The following is a 15,302-nucleotide window of genomic DNA, read 5'->3' as shown; positions in this document are numbered from 1 at the left end:
AATCAGTAATGCTCTAGTCTCCTGTGATCTTAAGAGGGAAGCTTACCAAATTTCTCTTCGAATGATTTCTGCGACACGATTCGAAATTGAACCTGGCCAACAAAAGCTCGGGTGTATCCGCGACAGTATCCAATATTGGTGACGAGCTTTTTTTGTCGATCACCGACGGATAAGCGTAGAAATTGCTGCACCCCTTGTTGCGATAGGGAGATTCAGCTTTGAAAATAAACCTCTTCTCGCTCCAGGAGAAAAGGTCGTCGGAGACGCTGTAATAGATCCCCTCCTCTTCACCTTTCCGCCCCTGGTGGAGGATAGCGATCCACTGGCCAGTCCCTTCCCTGCGCACCACGGCGCTGAATGGAGAGCTGATACCTCGCCCATGTACAACGTGGCACGTCTTGTTATCTGCTGTGCTGAGATCGACAGTGAAGTCCTTACCATCGAACGCGCGCCATTGGCGAAGATCGTCCTTTCGCGACCTTAGCAGGCAATTGCCGGATTTGATGCCCGCAGTGTTCTCAGCATAGAGAAACATGTAGGCATACTCGTCCTTGAAGATGATGTTGCTCGACGTGAAAAAGCCCGTTCGGGCCTTCCCTTCGGGGTCATAAGGCTGCTGAGGCACAGCAATGAGCCGTTCCGGCATCGGAAGAAGCTTGAACGGCTGTTCCGGACTGTCCGCAATCGCCAGGAGGATGGAGCTGTACCAGCACCCTCCTGGCCGGTCGCTGCGGCAGGTGCCTTCATGGCGACGCCCGTTGTAATCGTGTGAGGCAATTCCGACGATGCTGCCATTGTCACCCGGCGCGATGGCCTGCACCCAGAATAAATCGTCGAAGGCGTACGGGTCAGCACTTTTCAGACCGCCGCCGGCAGTCTCGCATTGTAGAACCGCTGACGCGAAGGTGTCGCCGATGGCAGGCACATTGTTGTGGTGGCTAGCAAGCAGATAGAGCCGCCCATCCGGCAATCTCATAGCGCGCGCGGGTGAATCCGGGACGGCCATGATCCCGCAAGGATCTTCGGCGATCAGGACTTTTTCGTCGGTGTCGATGGAGATCAAGGGCTGCGTCGATGTGGCATCCGGAGCGGGTTGATTGGCGTTGGCGCCTGGGGCGCAGGTAATTGCCAGTGCTAGCATCTGCAAGGCGCAGATGATGGAGGAGTGTCGCATGGTTCAGTCCTCAGGTTGGTTGGACCTGCTGACGATCGGCCGCCGTCACAGCGAGCATCTATTATACCACGAACAGGGTATGCGGCCACCCGGCACACATACGTCCGGGCATTTGCTCAGGCCTCTTCCAGCTCGAGGCCTCCCGCCGCGAGCATGGGCAGGATGCGGTCGCGCGCCGCGGCGCTCTTGAGGCCCACCGCCCAGATATCGATGTATTCGCCGCGCCGCACGAAAGCGGTCTCGAAGCCGGCCTGGATCAATTGATCGCCCGCCCGCTCGGCCGTGAAGCCGGAATTGTGCGCCATATAGGGTTTGCCGCGCGCGATGGAGGCCGAATGGCCGTAGATGATGTCGAGCAGCGAAATCGGCCCCGCCGGCGAGCGGTAGGCGACGTGATCGAGCCCATGCTCGAGCACGAGTTCGGCCACGGTTTCGAGATCGGGCGAGTTCATCAGCAGGAAGCCGTCCGGCTTCAATATGCGCAGGATCTCCTGGAGCGCTCCCGGCAATTCATGGGTGTGCAGATGTTCCAGCACATGCGAGCACCACACGGCGTCGAAGCTTCCGGCCTCGACCAGGTCCTGGCTGTTGGTGATGTCGCCGATCAGATCGGGGCTGGCGCCGGGGTCGACGTCCATCCGGATTTCCTGCCATCCGGCCCGCGCGAAGGCCGGGTGCAGCTTCTTCGGCGAATACGGCCCGCTGCCGACATTCAGCACGCGCGGCGCCACGTTCTCGTCATCCCGGTTCCTTGCGGCCATGCTGACATCCTTCATCGTGGCGTGGGGCTGAGTCGCACCCGGCGCGGGCGGACGATAGAGAAAACCCGATTGTGTTCAAGGCACGACCAATGTCCTTGCCGCTGGACTTACCAGCCCGCGATGATAAGGAAATTCATGGTCTTGGCGGCGGGAACACGGGCATGACGCAGTCGAACGCCGGAGAGGACGACGCGGATCGCTCGCGCCTGTTCGTCGACCTCTCCCGCCAGCTGGCCGCGCTGCGCCGCGAGCACGGCGTGCTGCAGAACGCCATGGCCGACACCGAAACCCGGTTGCAGGCGCTCGGTCTTCTGCCGTTCCACCTGGCCTTCTCGAACCCTGTGGGCCGCCCGCTGGCGCTTGCGGACGGCACGGCGGACACCGTCATACGGCAGGAATTGCCGGTGTCGAGCCTGGGCTTCGCCGCCTTCGCCCTGCATTTCCCGCAGGCTGGCGGGGGCGTCGGCCATGTCGTCTTGCGCATGTTGGAAGACGATCAGGAAATCGCGGCCTGGCCTCTTCCGCCGGACGCCAGCGGCTGGACTCCGTTCGCCCTGCGCCGGGCAATTGCGGGCACCGCGCGCAGCCTGATCCTCGAAGTCCGGATCGCGGACGCGAAAAACGCACCCCTCCTCAGCCTCTCAACGCCACATCCGATTCCGGCCTATTGCGCCGGGGCCGATGGTGGAACGGCGCTTCCGCTGGATGCGCCGCTTGCCATGCGCATCTGGACCGGGAGCCCCGGCTTTGCCGTTGCGCCGCTCGCTCGCGGGCGGGCCGACGTCATGGCTGTCCGCCGCGAGATCACCGCGAGCGATCTGTCCTCGCTGGTCCAGCTGCGCCCTGCCGGCAGCCGCGCGGAAAAGCTCGTCAGATACGACAATGCGTCGGGGGGCATCCTCTGCCTGCCGCAAGCGGGCCAGAGGATCATCGGAGCTTTGCCCGCCATTCTGCCGGCCGACACGATCGGCGTCTCCGCGGATATCGTTTCGCAGGGCTCCGGCGATGCACGGTTTGCGCTGGCGGTCGGCCCCAGCGTGGAGGAAGCCATCGCCGCCCTGTCACGACCGCAGGACGGAGCCTGCATGTCCGGCTGGCTCTCGCCCGCGCCGGACGGCACCGGCCGCCTTGCGCTGTCGATCCCGGCGGGCTCGGCGGCTCGCACGCTGGTTCTCGCCGCCGAGTTGGTGGAAGGCGGCACTCCACCCCGCGCGGCGTTCTTCCACGGCTTCCGGATCGAGCTGTGAGCACGCCCGATCAGACGGGCCCTCGCATCGCGGTCGTCGTGCCGACCTACCGGCAGCCGGGCCTGCTCGCGGAGGCGCTGTCCAGCGTCTGTGCGCAGGATTGCCCGTTCGAGATCGCCGTCCTGGTCATCGACGACGGCTGCCCCGATCCGGACACCGCGCTCGTGTCGGCCATGTTCGCCGAGGCCGATGCGCGCATCCGCGTGATCCGGCAGGACAATCGTGGTCTCAGCGGCGCCCGCAATCGGGGCATCGCAGCTGCGCTTGCATGGCCGAGTGTGGAGGCCCTGTTCTTTCTCGATTCCGACAATGCCCTCACGCCATCGGCGCTGCGCACCGCAATGGCGGAGCTCGACGCCCACCCCGAGGCAGACTGGATCTATTCTCCGATCGACCGCTTCGGCATGGCGGGCTCGGGCCATTACGACGTCCCCTACAGCAGCCTCACCCATCGGATTTCGGTGAATGTCTGCGAGATCGGCAGCCTCGTGCGCCGGCGCGTGTTCGACGCCGGCGTGCTGTTCGACGAGACGATGCGGCAAGGCTATGAGGATTGGGATTTCTGGCTGCAGGCCATCGCGCAGGGCTTTCGCGGCCGGCCCTGCCGGTTCGGATTTGATTATCGCCGGCGCGCGGAGAGCATGCTCAGCGGCGCGGCGCGCAGCCACGACGCCCTGACCTCCCACCTCAAGACCCGGCACGCCGCGCTCTACGATCCGCGCGGCCTGATGCGGCAGGAGCACGGCGAGGTTCCGCGCTTTGCCATCACCGCCGATGGTGGAACGTTCCTCCTCGCCACCGATCCCGATCTGCCGGCCCGGACGATCGACCGTGCCGAATTTGTCCGCCTCTTCCATGCCGGCCGCATCGAACCGGAGCGCGAGGACGTCCCGCCCTTCCTGCTCATCCTTCCGCCGCGCGCCCTCGACGATTTGCGGCAGGCGCGTCTCCTTCACTCCACCCTCGCATTGCTGGAACGCGCGGCGCTGGACGAGCCCTTCGCGGTTCCCGTAGTGCTCTCAGGATCGCCGAATCCCGGACTTCGGCTCGGGGCCGCCGCAGAGGGCGAGAGCGTCGCCGCCGACGGCTGGTTCATCGCCACAGAGCGCCTGATCTCCCTGCTCGGCATGGTGGGTCCGGCGCGTTTCGAGGCGCTGTTTCCTGCGGCGCCTCTTCCGGCCGGCCGCCGGCATGTGCGGATCGCCATTCCCTCACGGCCGCAACCCACCGCGCCGTCAAAAGCCCTCGGCGCACTCTGGTCGAGCATCAGCCATTCGCCGTCCGCATCCGCCGGATCGCGCTGGGCGTGGCGCGAGCGCGAACTTCCCCGAAAGCGCGATCTCCACGGCCATATGCGCCGCGTCTGCCGGGCCGAGGTGCTTCTGCCGCGCATCGGCCCGGCAAACGGACCTCCGCAAGTCGGGTTTGTTCTGCCCTTCGCATCCTTCGGCGGGGTGGAACGGGCCACGTTTTGCGTAGCGAAGGCCCTCACCGCGCGCGGCGTGGATTGCCATCTCTACCTCCTGCATTCGGATCATGCGCCGGCGGAGATGGTGGTGGATGGCCCGTTCCGCAGCGTCACCTTCCTGGCTGATCCAAACCTTCCCATCTGGGGCGGACCGCACCGCATCGACGGGCATGACGTCGCGCTCGAATACGACGATGTCGCCCTGTCCGAACGCCTGCGGGGCCTCCTGCTCGGCCTCGACGCCGTGATCAATTGCCATGCCTTCGCCGCGAACCGGGTGATCGGCAGCCTGCGCCAGGCGGGCGTTCTCACCGCCTGCTACCTCCATGTCGTCGACCGCACGCCTTCGGGCCGGCCGGTCGGGCATCCTTATGTCGGCGCCGCCTTCGAGCAGGCCTACGATCTCGTTCTGGGATGCTCCGAACAGGTGCTCGATCTCGTCTCCGCGCTCGGCGTGCCGCGCAGCAAGTGCCTGCACATCCCAAACGCGCCTGTGATCCGCCCGGAGGAAAGCGGGATCGAAGGCTTGCGAAGGCACCGCTCCGACACCGCCGCACCGTCATCTTTCGGCGTGCTGTTTCTCGGCCGGCTCGACCGCCAGAAAGGCATCGACCGCCTGCTCGCCATCGTCCGCGAGACGCGCGAACGTGTGCCGGACATCCGATGGCGCGTGATCGGTGCCCCGGTGCTGGACGGAGGGGGCGAGGACTGGCCCGCGCAATTCGCGCAGCTCGGCGTCGAGATCGAGCCGCCGACATCCGATCCCGAACGCCTCGCCGCGCTTTATCGGGGCAGCCACGTCCTGGTGCAGCCTTCGCGCTGGGAGGGCGTGCCGCTCGCTGTGCTCGAAGCGCAGGCGTTCGGCTGCGTGCCGGTGGCGAGCGATGTCGGCGCGTTGCGGGAGGCAGTGATCCCGGGCACCGACGGCCTGCTTATCGAGGAAGGGCCGGAGGCGGCGATGGTCGAGGGTTTCGCCCGGGCGATCTGCGATCTTGCCGACAGCCCGGCACGCTGGAGAGCCCTCTCCTTGGCCGCGCTCGAACGCGGCCGCCAGCGCTCGTGGGATGCGTCTGCCGCCGCGCTCGCCGATCGTCTTCACGCCCGCAGCAAAGGGGCCTGATCACACCGTCTCGGCGTCCTCACGCGGGCGTACGCCCCAATGCTCGGCGAGTTCTTCGTCGTGGCGGCGGATCGCCTCCGCCAGCGCCGCATCGTCCGGCAAATTGGCCAGAACCAGATCGTGGATGCGCTCGATCTCGGCAAAATGGCGCGATCGGTCGAGCGAGTGGGTCACGCTGTCGTCGTGGCGGCGGTGGACGTTGAGCGCCTCGGCGCAATAGGCCACGTCCGCGCCACGGCGGCAGCTTTCCAGATAGATGCGCCAATCGCCGGCGCAGGAGAACGAGAACGCTTCCTCGCCCAGCGTGTCGAAAATCTCGCGCAGATGGTCCGCCCGCCACAGAACGGCGCTGGCGTTCAGCACCAGATTGCGCTCGCCCAGGAAGCGACGCAGGAATTCCGCGCTCTCGAACACGCCGTCGCGGTCGAGCCCCCGGTCGCCACGCTCGGCGTAATAGCCCTTGTAGCTGTCATAGAGCGCCCCGCCCTCGGCATCGATCGCGCGTGAATCGCAGAAGGCGAAGCCGGCATCGGGCGCTGCGGAAAGATGCGCCACCATCCGCCCGAGAAAGTCCGGGTCGGCTAGATCATCCGCCTCGGCGATCCAGACATATTCGCCGGTCGCACGGTCGAGCCCCGTCTTCCACTGACGGAACACATTGCCGGAATTCGTGCGGTTCACATGCAGGTGCAGCGTGCGCCGGTGCTTCGGCCCGATGGATTCGACCACGCTCAGGCTGTCGTCGGTCGATGCATCGTCCAGCACGATGATCTCGAAGACGGGATAGGCCTGGTCGAGGATCGAGCCGAGCCGCGCTTCGAGATAGCGGGCGTAATTGTAGTTCGGAACGATGACCGACACGGTCCTGTAGGCGGACGACAGGTTCGCCAGCAGATCGGCCGCGTAATCCTCGAAGCCGAACCGGGCCTCCACGAATTCCTTGCGATAGGCCATTCGACGGGGCGCGGCCTGGGCGGGATCGTAGGCGCGCGCGGCGATCATCCGGGCGCTGGCTTCCACGTCCATGAACGGCATCAGCACGCCCAGCGCCGGGTCGTCGAGCATCTCGACATGGCCACCGCCATAATCGAACGCCGCCACCGGCAGGCCACAGGCCAGGGCCTCCAGAATGACGGACGGGAACGGGTCCTCTCGCGAGGACAGGAAGAACAGATCGGCTGCGCCGAGATAACGCCCCACCTCGCGCGTGAACGGCACGAAATGGACGTTGGTCAGCCGCCGTGCCTCGATCTCGCGCTGCAGCCACAGGCCCATTGCGGGGTCACGGTCGCCCACCCACACGAAATGGATGTTGGGGTGGGTGCCCGCCAGCCGCGCCGCGACCTGGATGAACACGTCGATGCCCTTGCGGAAATCGCCGTATCCGACATTCATCACGATGCGGCTGAAGGCCGGCAGGCCGAGTTCCTCGCGGACCTTCTGCCGGGCGTCCGGCGGCACCGCCACCTTCTTGTACTTGCCCTGCGCGCGCACCAGCTGGCGGCCCCGCGGCGCGCCGAACGCGGCGGACACTTCGCCCTGCACGAAGCGGTTGGGGAATACGGTCAGGCCCGCGCGGTCGCGGATGCGCTCATATTCCGCCACGCCGTGCCGCTCGCGCACGATGGTGGGCAATTCGTGGATGAGCGAGCACACCTCGAAGCCGAGATCGGCCAGCACGCCCGCCGCCGCGCCGGAAAACACCGTATTGGTGATGACGGCCTCGTAGCCCTGCGCCTTGAGCTTTGCGAGATGGCGGCCGAGCGCCTTCCATTTGGCGGGCGTGTCGCGCACCACATGGGTGGGGCCGATGGCGCTGTATTCACCCAGCAGAGCGCCCTCGCCCATCAGCACGAACTGCACCTCGATGCCGAAGCGGCGCTTCAGCACGCGGCCGAGATTGAGCAGCAATTGCTGCGCGCCCGACGGGAAGGCATCGTGCCCGACAAGCACGATCCTCGACACGTTCACGGCGGGCCGCGTCAAGGCCACGGCACGCGCCAGCGCGTTCACATAGGCATGGCCGAAATGGCAGTCGGGCTCGAGATAAGCCCCCTCGCACCATTCGTTCCAGGCATTGATGCACACCAGCGGCTCGCCGAAGAATGGCTGGCGCTGGGCGATCTCCGTTAGCCCGGCCACCCAGCGGCGGAACTCCTCCGGCGTCGATCCGTGGAAGCACATGCCCGTGCCCTGCCTGCGGGCATCGTTGTCCCACATCGGAAAGGCGGTCTTGATCAGCGGGTATTCGCCCGGCAGGTCGGCCAGCGACAGGTCCACGGCCTGCGGATAGGACCGCACATTGCCGGTGAAGCCGGGATCGTGGAATTCGAGCTCGGAATTGATCCACGGCAGATGCGTGCCGAGCTTGTGCGGGGGGAATTCGATCGCGCCGTCGAACCCGTCCGGACGCGGGTCCGTCACGCCGAAAGTCTGGGCCATGGCGATGATGGGATCGAGGCCGTGCTCGTTTCGGAACAGGTCGCGCCAATGCGCCAATGTCGCCGCGCAATCGGGGATGATGTCGGCGCGGTAGATGAAGAAGACCGGCCGGTCGCCGATCCGGATGTAGTTCGGCCGCTCCATGTAGCGGGCGATGTCGGCGATCAAAGCCGCGCTTTCCTCGGGTGCATAATCCTGCCGGATCAGCACCTCGTCCTCCATGCCGTCCCAGCGCCGGGTCCAGTTCTCGTTCGCCCACATCAGGCAGAACGGGAATTCGATGTCGGGGTCCTCGACGAAGGCGTCGAGCGGCGTCTCCAGCAGGCGGTGGCCGTTGAAGTTGTAATAATAGAAGCAGAAGCCGTGCACGCCCATCGCGGCGGCCAGTTCCACCTGCTTCTGCAAGGTCACGCCGTCGGTCAGGTCATAGAACCCGAAATCGCGCGGGATGCGGGGCTGGTAATGGCCACGAAAGCGGGGCATGCCGCGCGCCAGATTGCGCCATTCGGTGAAGCCCTCGCCCCACCATTCGTCATTTTCCGGAATGGCGTGGAATTGCGGCAGGTGGAACGCCAGCACCTTGGCGCGCCATTCGGCCGCCTCGGGCGGCGAGAGCGTTTCGAACAAAGGCCCGGGCGCGCTGTTCTCGGCGATCTCGCGGTGCAACGACGGCGCGTCCCGCCCCATCACCGGGTTCCAACCGAGCTCGCGGCCAACATCCATGAAGGCATCGAGCGGATTGCGGCCCAAGCCCTGCCCCAGATAACGCCGCGTCACATAGGCCGGGTCGAACTCGGCCGATCCCTTACGGCCTTCCGGAATGCCCCAATCGTACCAATGCTCGAAGGCGTCCACGCCGGCTTTGCGCACATCCGCGTTCTCGCCCAGATAATAGGCCGGGTCGAAATAGCGGTTCGGCGAAACCTCGTTGCCCGCTCGATGGCGTAGATAATGCGCAAGAGCATTGGCCTCCGACAGGTCGAGCCCATAGGTCGCGGCGTACCATTCCGGCTCGAAGATGACCGAGGGCCTGAAGCCCGCCGCTTCTCCGGAGCGCAGATAATGGCGGAGCGCACCGCCTTCCGCCGCACCGCCGGCCTTCAGATAGAAGGTGGGGTCGAAGAAACGGTTCGGCCGCGCGCCTTCCGCTTCGCCTTCGGTCAGATAATGCCGCAGCAGATCGCCGTCCCGAACGGGAACGAGATCCCGGTCCTGCCGATAAAAGTCGGCATCGAACAGGCCCGATTCCGCGATCTCCGAATAATCGTGCAGGAGCGGAAATCGCTCGCGCAGACGGTCGAGATCGGCCTTCGCCAGATGCTTTCGCAGATCCGCCAGTCGCGGTGCGCGCGCCGCCGTCACCGTCAGTCCGGCCTCGGCGGAGGCCAGCACGAAATCGATGGGGGTGTTCGGCTCCACGTCATCGAGGGCGGCGAGCGCCCCCGCATCGACTTGCGTCCACAGGAAGATGAAGTCGGCGCGCTCCACCATCTGGCCGTCCGTCGGCCGCGCGGCGATCGCATAGGTCGATCCGAGCCGATGGCCGGCGCACATCAATTCGATGCGTTGGGGGGTTCCGGAGAACGGCCGCTCGACCAGCCAGCCGCCGATTCCGAAATCGCGGGACACGGTTTCCACCGCACCGGCCCAGCCGGAGGCGGTCGCATCGAGCGCGGTGGGAAGCGTCGAAAGAGGTGGCGTCGAGGTCATCATCGCTCTCCGGCCCGTTGGGCCCTAATCCTCGTTCGCGACCTCCATCAGGTAGCGGCCGTAGGCGGTCTTCGACAGCGCCTGGCCGCGCGCCAGCAATTGCTCGCGCCCGATAAAGCCGTTGTGGAAGGCGATTTCCTCCAGGCAGGCGATCTGCACGCCCTGCCGGTGCTGGATGACGCGCACGAATTCGGAGGCCTCCAGCAGGCTGTCATGGGTGCCGGTGTCGAGCCACGCATAGCCGCGCGACAATTCCTCCACGAACAATTCGCCCTTCTCCATGTACAGGCGATTGATGTCGGTGATCTCAAGCTCTCCGCGGGCCGAAGGCTTCAGGCTGGCCGCCATGTCGAGCACGCGGTTGTCGTAGAAATAGAGCCCGGTCACGGCGTAGTTCGACTTCGGCTCTTTCGGCTTTTCCTCCAGGCTGATCGCCCGGCGGTCCGCGTCGAGCTGCACCACGCCGTAGCGCTCCGGGTCATCGACGCGGTAGGCGAAGACCGTCGCCCCGGTCGGCCGCTCGACGGCGCGCTGCAAGGTCTGCCGCATGCCGGCGCCGAAGAAGATGTTGTCGCCCAGCACGAGCGCCGCCTGGTCGTCGCCCACGAAGTCGCGTCCCAGCACGAAGGCCTGCGCCAGTCCTTCCGGCCGTTCCTGGACGGCGTAGGACAGGTTTATGCCGAACATCTCGCCATTGCCGAACAGGCGCTTGTAATTGTCGATGTATTCCGGCGACGAGATCAGCAGGATGTCACGGATGTGCGCCAGCATCAGCACCGACAAGGGATAATAGATCATCGGCTTGTCGTAGATCGGCAGCAATTGCTTGTTGATGGCAAGCGTCGCCGGATACAGCCTGGTGCCGGAGCCGCCGGCCAGAACGATGCCCTTCATGATGCCCCCTTGCCGCGAATTCGTTCGCGGTGATCAATCCATCAGTTCGGCGATGATGTCCGCCAGCGCGGCCTGCCAATGCCGCGGCACGATGCCGAAATCCCGTTCGATCGCCGCCGTCGACAGGCGCGAATTGGCCGGCCTGCGGGCCGGCGTGGGATAATCCGCAGTGGTGATCGCCTGCACCTCGGGTTGCGGACCGTTCCTCTCCCGCGCCTGCGCGAAGATTTCCTCGGCGAAGCCGTGCCAGCTGGTCTCGCCGGCATTGACGAAATGATAGGTGCCCACGGGCGCGTCGGAATCATCCGCCAGCCGCAGAGCGATCCGCGCCAACGCCGCCGCCAGATCCGCCGCGCTCGTCGGGCAGCCGCGCTGGTCGCCGACCACGCGCAGCACCGGCCGCTCCGCGCCAACGCGCAGCATTGTCTTGACGAAATTTGCGCGGTGCGCGCTCACCACCCACGCGGTGCGCACGATGGCGTGGCGCGGATTGGCGGTGCGCACGGCCTGTTCGCCACCCTCCTTCGACGCGCCGTAGACGCCGACGGGGCCGACCGGGTCGTTCTCCAGATAAATGCCGTCCTTGGCGCCATCGAACACATAATCGGTCGAGACCTGCACGATGGGGGTTTCGACCCGCGCCGCAGCATGAGCCAGAACCGCCGGCGCCAGCGCATTGATCGCCCACGCCGTAGCCACCTCCGACTCCGCCTTGTCGACGGCGGTGTAGGCGGCGCTGTTGATGATCGCTCCCCAGCGCCGCGAGGCGACATAGGCTTCTATGCTGTCGGGCCGCGCCAGATCCAGCTCATCCCGCCCGGGCGCCACCACGTTGATGCCCTGCGGCCACGCAAAACGCTGAAGCTCCAGCCCGACCTGTCCCGCGCCGCCGGTGACGAGGATGTCCATCAGGCGCTCTTCAGGCCGAGGCGTTCGCCGCCATAGCTGCGCGCCTGGATCTCGCGCCACCAGCCTTCATTGGCGAGGTACCAATCCACCGTGCGGGCGATGCCCGTCTCGAACGTTTCGCGCGGAGACCAGCCCAATTTGTCACGGATCTTCGAGGCATCGATCGCGTAGCGCTGGTCGTGGCCCGGCCGGTCGGCCACGAAGCCGATCTGCTCGCGATAGGATTTGCCGTCCGCCCGGGGCCGACGCTCGTCGAGCGCCGAGCAGATCGTCTCAACCACGTGCAGGTTCGTGCGCTCGGAATTGCCGCCGATGTTGTAGGTCTCGCCGGGGACGCCCTTTTCGAACACTGCCTGCAGCGCCGCCACATGGTCCTCGACGAACAGCCAGTCACGGATGTTGTCGCCCTTGCCATAGACAGGCAGCGTCTCGCCCGCGAGGCATTTGATGATCATCAGCGGGATGAGCTTTTCCGGAAAATGGAACGGCCCATAATTGTTCGAGCAATTCGTGACTAGTACCGGCAGGCCGTAGGTGTGGCCCCAGGCGCGGACCAGATGGTCCGAGCCCGCCTTCGACGCCGAATAGGGCGAGCGGGGATCGTAGGACGTCTCCTCCGTGAAGAAGCCGTCCGGCCCGAGCGATCCGAACACCTCGTCGGTGGAGATGTGGTGGAAGCGGAAGCGCGCCGCCTCGGCCTCCGGCAGGCCCCGCCAATAGGCCAGCGCCCGCTCCAGCATGGTGTAGGTGCCGACGACATTCGTGGTGATGAAGGCGCCGGGGCTGTCGATCGAGCGATCGACGTGCGATTCCGCCGCCAGATGCGCCACCACGTCCGGCCGGTAGTCCGCCAGCGTGCGCCCCACCACCTCGGCATCGCAGATATCGGCTTGCACGAAGCGGTAGCGCGGATTTGAATCCACCGAATGGAGCGAGGTCAGGCTGCCGGCATAGGTCAGCTTGTCGAAGTTCAGGACCTCGTAATCGGGCTGCGCCAGGAGATGGCGCACCAGAGCCGAACCGATGAAGCCGGCGCCGCCGGTGACGAGAACGCGCATGATATCATTCCTGCTCGTGTTCGGTTCGTATCAGGAGTCGATCGGCTCCAGCGGATTTCCATCATAGGCGAACGGGCTGTCGAAATCCGCCAGCAGCGGCAGGATCTCGTCCTTGGGCGACAGGATCGGTGGCCCCGGCACCGGCCAGGGCAGGCCGATGTCGGGATCGTTCCAGCGGATACCACCATCGCATTCCGGCGCGTAGAAATCGGACACCTTGTAGGTGACCTCGGTATCGGGATCGAGCGTGACAAAGCCGTGGGCGAAACCGATCGGCACGAACAATTGGTGGCCGTTCTCGGCCGAAAGCTCGGCCCCAACCCAATCCCCGAAAGTCGGTGATCCCTTCCGCACATCGACCGCCACGTCCCAGATGCGGCCGCGCACGCAGCGCACCAGCTTGTCCTGGCCGTGGGACGGCGTCTGGAAATGAAGGCCCCGCAGCACACCTGCCGGGCGCGACAGGGAATGATTGTCCTGAACGAAGCGAACCTCGATGCCCGCCTGAGCAAAGGCCCGTTCGCTGTAGACTTCCGTGAACCAGCCCCGCTCGTCACCGAAACGCCTGGGCTTGATCAGTTGAACCGGATTCATGGCCATGCCCCCATGGTGCCACGCCCGCTTCGTGGCCGTCCGATGTAGCTTTATTAGGGACGAAGATTCAACGATCGCCAACAGGTTTGTGCGTCATCGACGAAGCGGTTGAACTGATTTCGTCCATCCTGATCGAAGAATTGCAACTCCTGGGCGTGGTTCAGCGTCAAGCAACCCCGCGGCGTCGATGACGGAGGCTGCGGCGCATGGGCCAACATGCCGCGCAGGCCCGCGATCTCATCGAGGTAGAGCTTGGTATTGCCCTCGATTCCGGGCTCTCCGCGCCTTTCCAGAAGCGGCCATATCTCATCCGGACCCGCGATCACCTTCCGGGCGATGAGCTTGCGGATGTTGGTGCCGATGCGCTGATCGAGATCGAGCCGCGTCATGTGCGCGATCACGATGCCGCCGCCGATCCCGGCGTCCGGATTGCCCTCCAGCGCCTGCACATTGTGGTTCAACTCGCCCCGCAATGGGCGCCGCGAGGCCAGCATCGGCTTGCCCCAGACCAGGCCGTCGCGCAGCCGGTCCGGATAATCGTTGATGAAGAAATGCCGGTCTGACAGCAGGTAATTGTGCAGCCACAGGCCGGGAAACACATCGCCGCCGCGCTCCAGCAGGGCCGCCATGGCCCGTATCGGGTCCACCGCCATGCGCACCTCATCGCCATCGCGCTCCGGCACGTAGAGCCGTTCGTCGGTGTCGAGAAAAAGATAGGCGTCACACGAGGCCCGCAGCGCCTCGTACAGATCCGGGAAGATCTCGTAGCGGTGAAGGTTGTTGTGGAAGCCCGTGTAGGAGAAGGCGAAGATCCGCGCCGCATTCTCCCGATAGATATCGTGCACTTCGGGCAACGTGGACCCGTTGTCCATCACCAGGATGGCCCCGTCGGGCATGAAGGCGAGGTGATGCGCCAGCCACAGGCGCAGGAAGGCCGGGTCGTCCTTCGTCTTCAGCACGATCTTGAACGGGCTGCGCCGGGCCGCGACCTGCGCGGCCAACTCGGCCGCGTTCTGCTGCCAGTTCGGAAGGGCCGCCTGCTCGCTCATATCCTCGCCATCATCTGCCAACGGATTGCGCCGGCGAGGGAATCACCCGCCGGGCGCACTATGGTTCGCAGCGGCGCGCGGGTCTATGGACGCCCGGTGGCCCCTCGCGTAGTTTTCATTGCGAGAGCGCTGATCTCGCCGTTTCAGCACCCCCGTGATCCTCCATGCCCGCTTCCCGCGCCGACGGCTCGATCTATCACGACGGCAGTTATCTGGCCCAAAACCCTGGCTGGCACGAGGAGGATTCCGATTGGAAAGCCGGCCATGTCCTGCGGCTTCTGTCGGCGGCCGGGATGCAGCCCTCCCGCATCGCCGAAGTCGGCTGCGGCGGCGGGCTCGTCTTGCACGCGCTGGCGCAGGCTTTGCCGGACAGCACGTTCACCGGCTACGAGGTATCGCCGCTGGCCTATGAGCGCTGCGCCGCGCGCGCCAATGACCGTGTCCGGTTCCGCTTCGAAGACCTCACCGAGGCCGGGGATCGTTACGACCTTCTTCTGACGCTCGATGTCGTCGAGCATGTGGAGGATTATCTGGGCTTCCTGCGGGCCCTGCGCCCGCGCGCGGAGCACCACATCATTCACCTCCCGCTCGATCTGTCCGTGCAGACCGTGCTGCGCGCCAGCGGCCCCCTGCTCCATGCACGCCGCAAGGTCGGCCACCTTCATTATTTCAGCAAGGAAACAGCGCTCGCGACATTGAACGACGCTGGTTACGAGGTGCTGGACTGGCGCTACACGCATGCCGCCGTCGACGCGCCCGGGCGCACGCGCCGAAGCCGCTTCGTGGGCTGGCTGCGCGCGTTTGCCCTTAAAATCCATCCGGACTGGGCGGTGCGCCTTCTCGGTGGCAGTTCGCTGCTCGTCCTGTGCCGTTGAT

Annotated in this window: 11 protein-coding genes; 3 read left to right on the top strand and 8 right to left on the bottom strand. The window is 65.5% G+C overall.

Going from position 1 to position 15,302, the window contains the following annotated elements; all coding sequences use genetic code 11:
• Positions 1-13: 13 nt before the first annotated feature.
• Complete coding sequence (locus tag ACQ6S1_RS13795) at positions 14-1,174, bottom strand: hypothetical protein (RefSeq protein WP_445041783.1); 1,161 nt, start codon at positions 1,172-1,174, stop codon at positions 14-16.
• Between the two features lie 116 nt (positions 1,175-1,290).
• A complete protein-coding gene (locus tag ACQ6S1_RS13790) occupies positions 1,291-1,935 on the bottom strand; it encodes a class I SAM-dependent methyltransferase (RefSeq protein ID WP_445041782.1) in 645 nt (214 codons plus the stop codon).
• A 161-nt stretch (positions 1,936-2,096) separates the two neighbouring features.
• Here ACQ6S1_RS13790 and ACQ6S1_RS13785 point away from each other — a divergent pair, with 161 nt between their 5' ends.
• Both ACQ6S1_RS13785 and ACQ6S1_RS13780 read left to right on the top strand, forming a co-directional pair.
• Entirely contained in the window at positions 2,097-3,182 is a 1,086-nt protein-coding gene (locus ACQ6S1_RS13785) for a DUF6212 domain-containing protein (RefSeq protein WP_445041781.1), read from the top strand.
• On the top strand, positions 3,179-5,770 hold the full coding sequence (locus ACQ6S1_RS13780) for a glycosyltransferase (RefSeq protein ID WP_445041780.1): 2,592 nt from the start codon (positions 3,179-3,181) through the stop codon (positions 5,768-5,770). Before ACQ6S1_RS13785 ends, ACQ6S1_RS13780 begins: the two co-directional genes overlap by 4 nt.
• On the opposite strand, the gene ACQ6S1_RS13775 is transcribed toward ACQ6S1_RS13780, so the two are convergent.
• From ACQ6S1_RS13775 to ACQ6S1_RS13750, 6 genes are read right to left on the bottom strand one after another with little or no spacing between them, the layout of a single operon-like run.
• Complete coding sequence (locus ACQ6S1_RS13775; RefSeq protein ID WP_445041779.1) at positions 5,771-9,925, bottom strand: glycoside hydrolase family 99-like domain-containing protein; 4,155 nt, start codon at positions 9,923-9,925, stop codon at positions 5,771-5,773.
• A gap of 21 nt (positions 9,926-9,946) precedes the next feature.
• On the bottom strand, positions 9,947-10,816 hold the full coding sequence (gene rfbA / locus ACQ6S1_RS13770; protein ID WP_445041778.1) for a glucose-1-phosphate thymidylyltransferase RfbA: 870 nt from the start codon (positions 10,814-10,816) through the stop codon (positions 9,947-9,949).
• A gap of 33 nt (positions 10,817-10,849) precedes the next feature.
• On the bottom strand, positions 10,850-11,725 hold the full coding sequence (rfbD, locus tag ACQ6S1_RS13765; protein ID WP_445041777.1) for a dTDP-4-dehydrorhamnose reductase: 876 nt from the start codon (positions 11,723-11,725) through the stop codon (positions 10,850-10,852).
• Positions 11,725-12,783: a dTDP-glucose 4,6-dehydratase gene (rfbB, locus tag ACQ6S1_RS13760; protein WP_445041776.1), complete on the bottom strand. Its 1,059-nt coding sequence runs from the start codon at positions 12,781-12,783 to the stop codon at positions 11,725-11,727. Before rfbB ends, rfbD begins: the two co-directional genes overlap by 1 nt.
• A gap of 30 nt (positions 12,784-12,813) precedes the next feature.
• Complete coding sequence (rfbC, locus tag ACQ6S1_RS13755; protein ID WP_445041775.1) at positions 12,814-13,383, bottom strand: dTDP-4-dehydrorhamnose 3,5-epimerase; 570 nt, start codon at positions 13,381-13,383, stop codon at positions 12,814-12,816.
• A 47-nt stretch (positions 13,384-13,430) separates the two neighbouring features.
• Positions 13,431-14,426, bottom strand: coding sequence for a hypothetical protein (locus tag ACQ6S1_RS13750; RefSeq protein ID WP_445041774.1), 996 nt, complete (start codon positions 14,424-14,426; stop codon positions 13,431-13,433).
• A gap of 164 nt (positions 14,427-14,590) precedes the next feature.
• On the opposite strand from ACQ6S1_RS13750, the gene ACQ6S1_RS13745 reads away from it, so the two are divergent.
• Positions 14,591-15,301, top strand: a complete 711-nt coding sequence (locus ACQ6S1_RS13745; RefSeq protein WP_445041773.1) for a class I SAM-dependent methyltransferase — start codon at positions 14,591-14,593, stop codon at positions 15,299-15,301.
• The last annotated feature ends 1 nt before the right edge of the window (position 15,302 follow it).

The sequence above is a fragment of the Terrihabitans aquatilis genome (assembly GCF_052542005.1).
The sequence above is the reverse complement of the archived record's forward strand: the minus strand, read 5'-3'. Positions and strand labels throughout refer to the sequence as shown.

Bases quoted from the DNA above. Each gene is read 5' to 3' on its own strand.
- ACQ6S1_RS13795 (WP_445041783.1), bottom strand. From the start codon at position 1,174: ATGCGACACTCCTCCATCATCTGCGCCTTGCAGATGCTAGCACTGGCA.
- ACQ6S1_RS13790 (WP_445041782.1), bottom strand. From the start codon at position 1,935: ATGGCCGCAAGGAACCGGGATGACGAGAACGTGGCGCCGCGCGTGCTG.
- ACQ6S1_RS13785 (WP_445041781.1), top strand. From the start codon at position 2,097: ATGACGCAGTCGAACGCCGGAGAGGACGACGCGGATCGCTCGCGCCTG.
- ACQ6S1_RS13775 (WP_445041779.1), bottom strand. From the start codon at position 9,925: ATGATGACCTCGACGCCACCTCTTTCGACGCTTCCCACCGCGCTCGAT.
- rfbA (WP_445041778.1), bottom strand. From the start codon at position 10,816: ATGAAGGGCATCGTTCTGGCCGGCGGCTCCGGCACCAGGCTGTATCCG.
- rfbD (WP_445041777.1), bottom strand. From the start codon at position 11,725: ATGGACATCCTCGTCACCGGCGGCGCGGGACAGGTCGGGCTGGAGCTT.
- rfbB (WP_445041776.1), bottom strand. From the start codon at position 12,783: ATGCGCGTTCTCGTCACCGGCGGCGCCGGCTTCATCGGTTCGGCTCTG.
- rfbC (WP_445041775.1), bottom strand. From the start codon at position 13,383: ATGGCCATGAATCCGGTTCAACTGATCAAGCCCAGGCGTTTCGGTGAC.
- ACQ6S1_RS13750 (WP_445041774.1), bottom strand. From the start codon at position 14,426: ATGAGCGAGCAGGCGGCCCTTCCGAACTGGCAGCAGAACGCGGCCGAG.
- ACQ6S1_RS13745 (WP_445041773.1), top strand. From the start codon at position 14,591: ATGCCCGCTTCCCGCGCCGACGGCTCGATCTATCACGACGGCAGTTAT.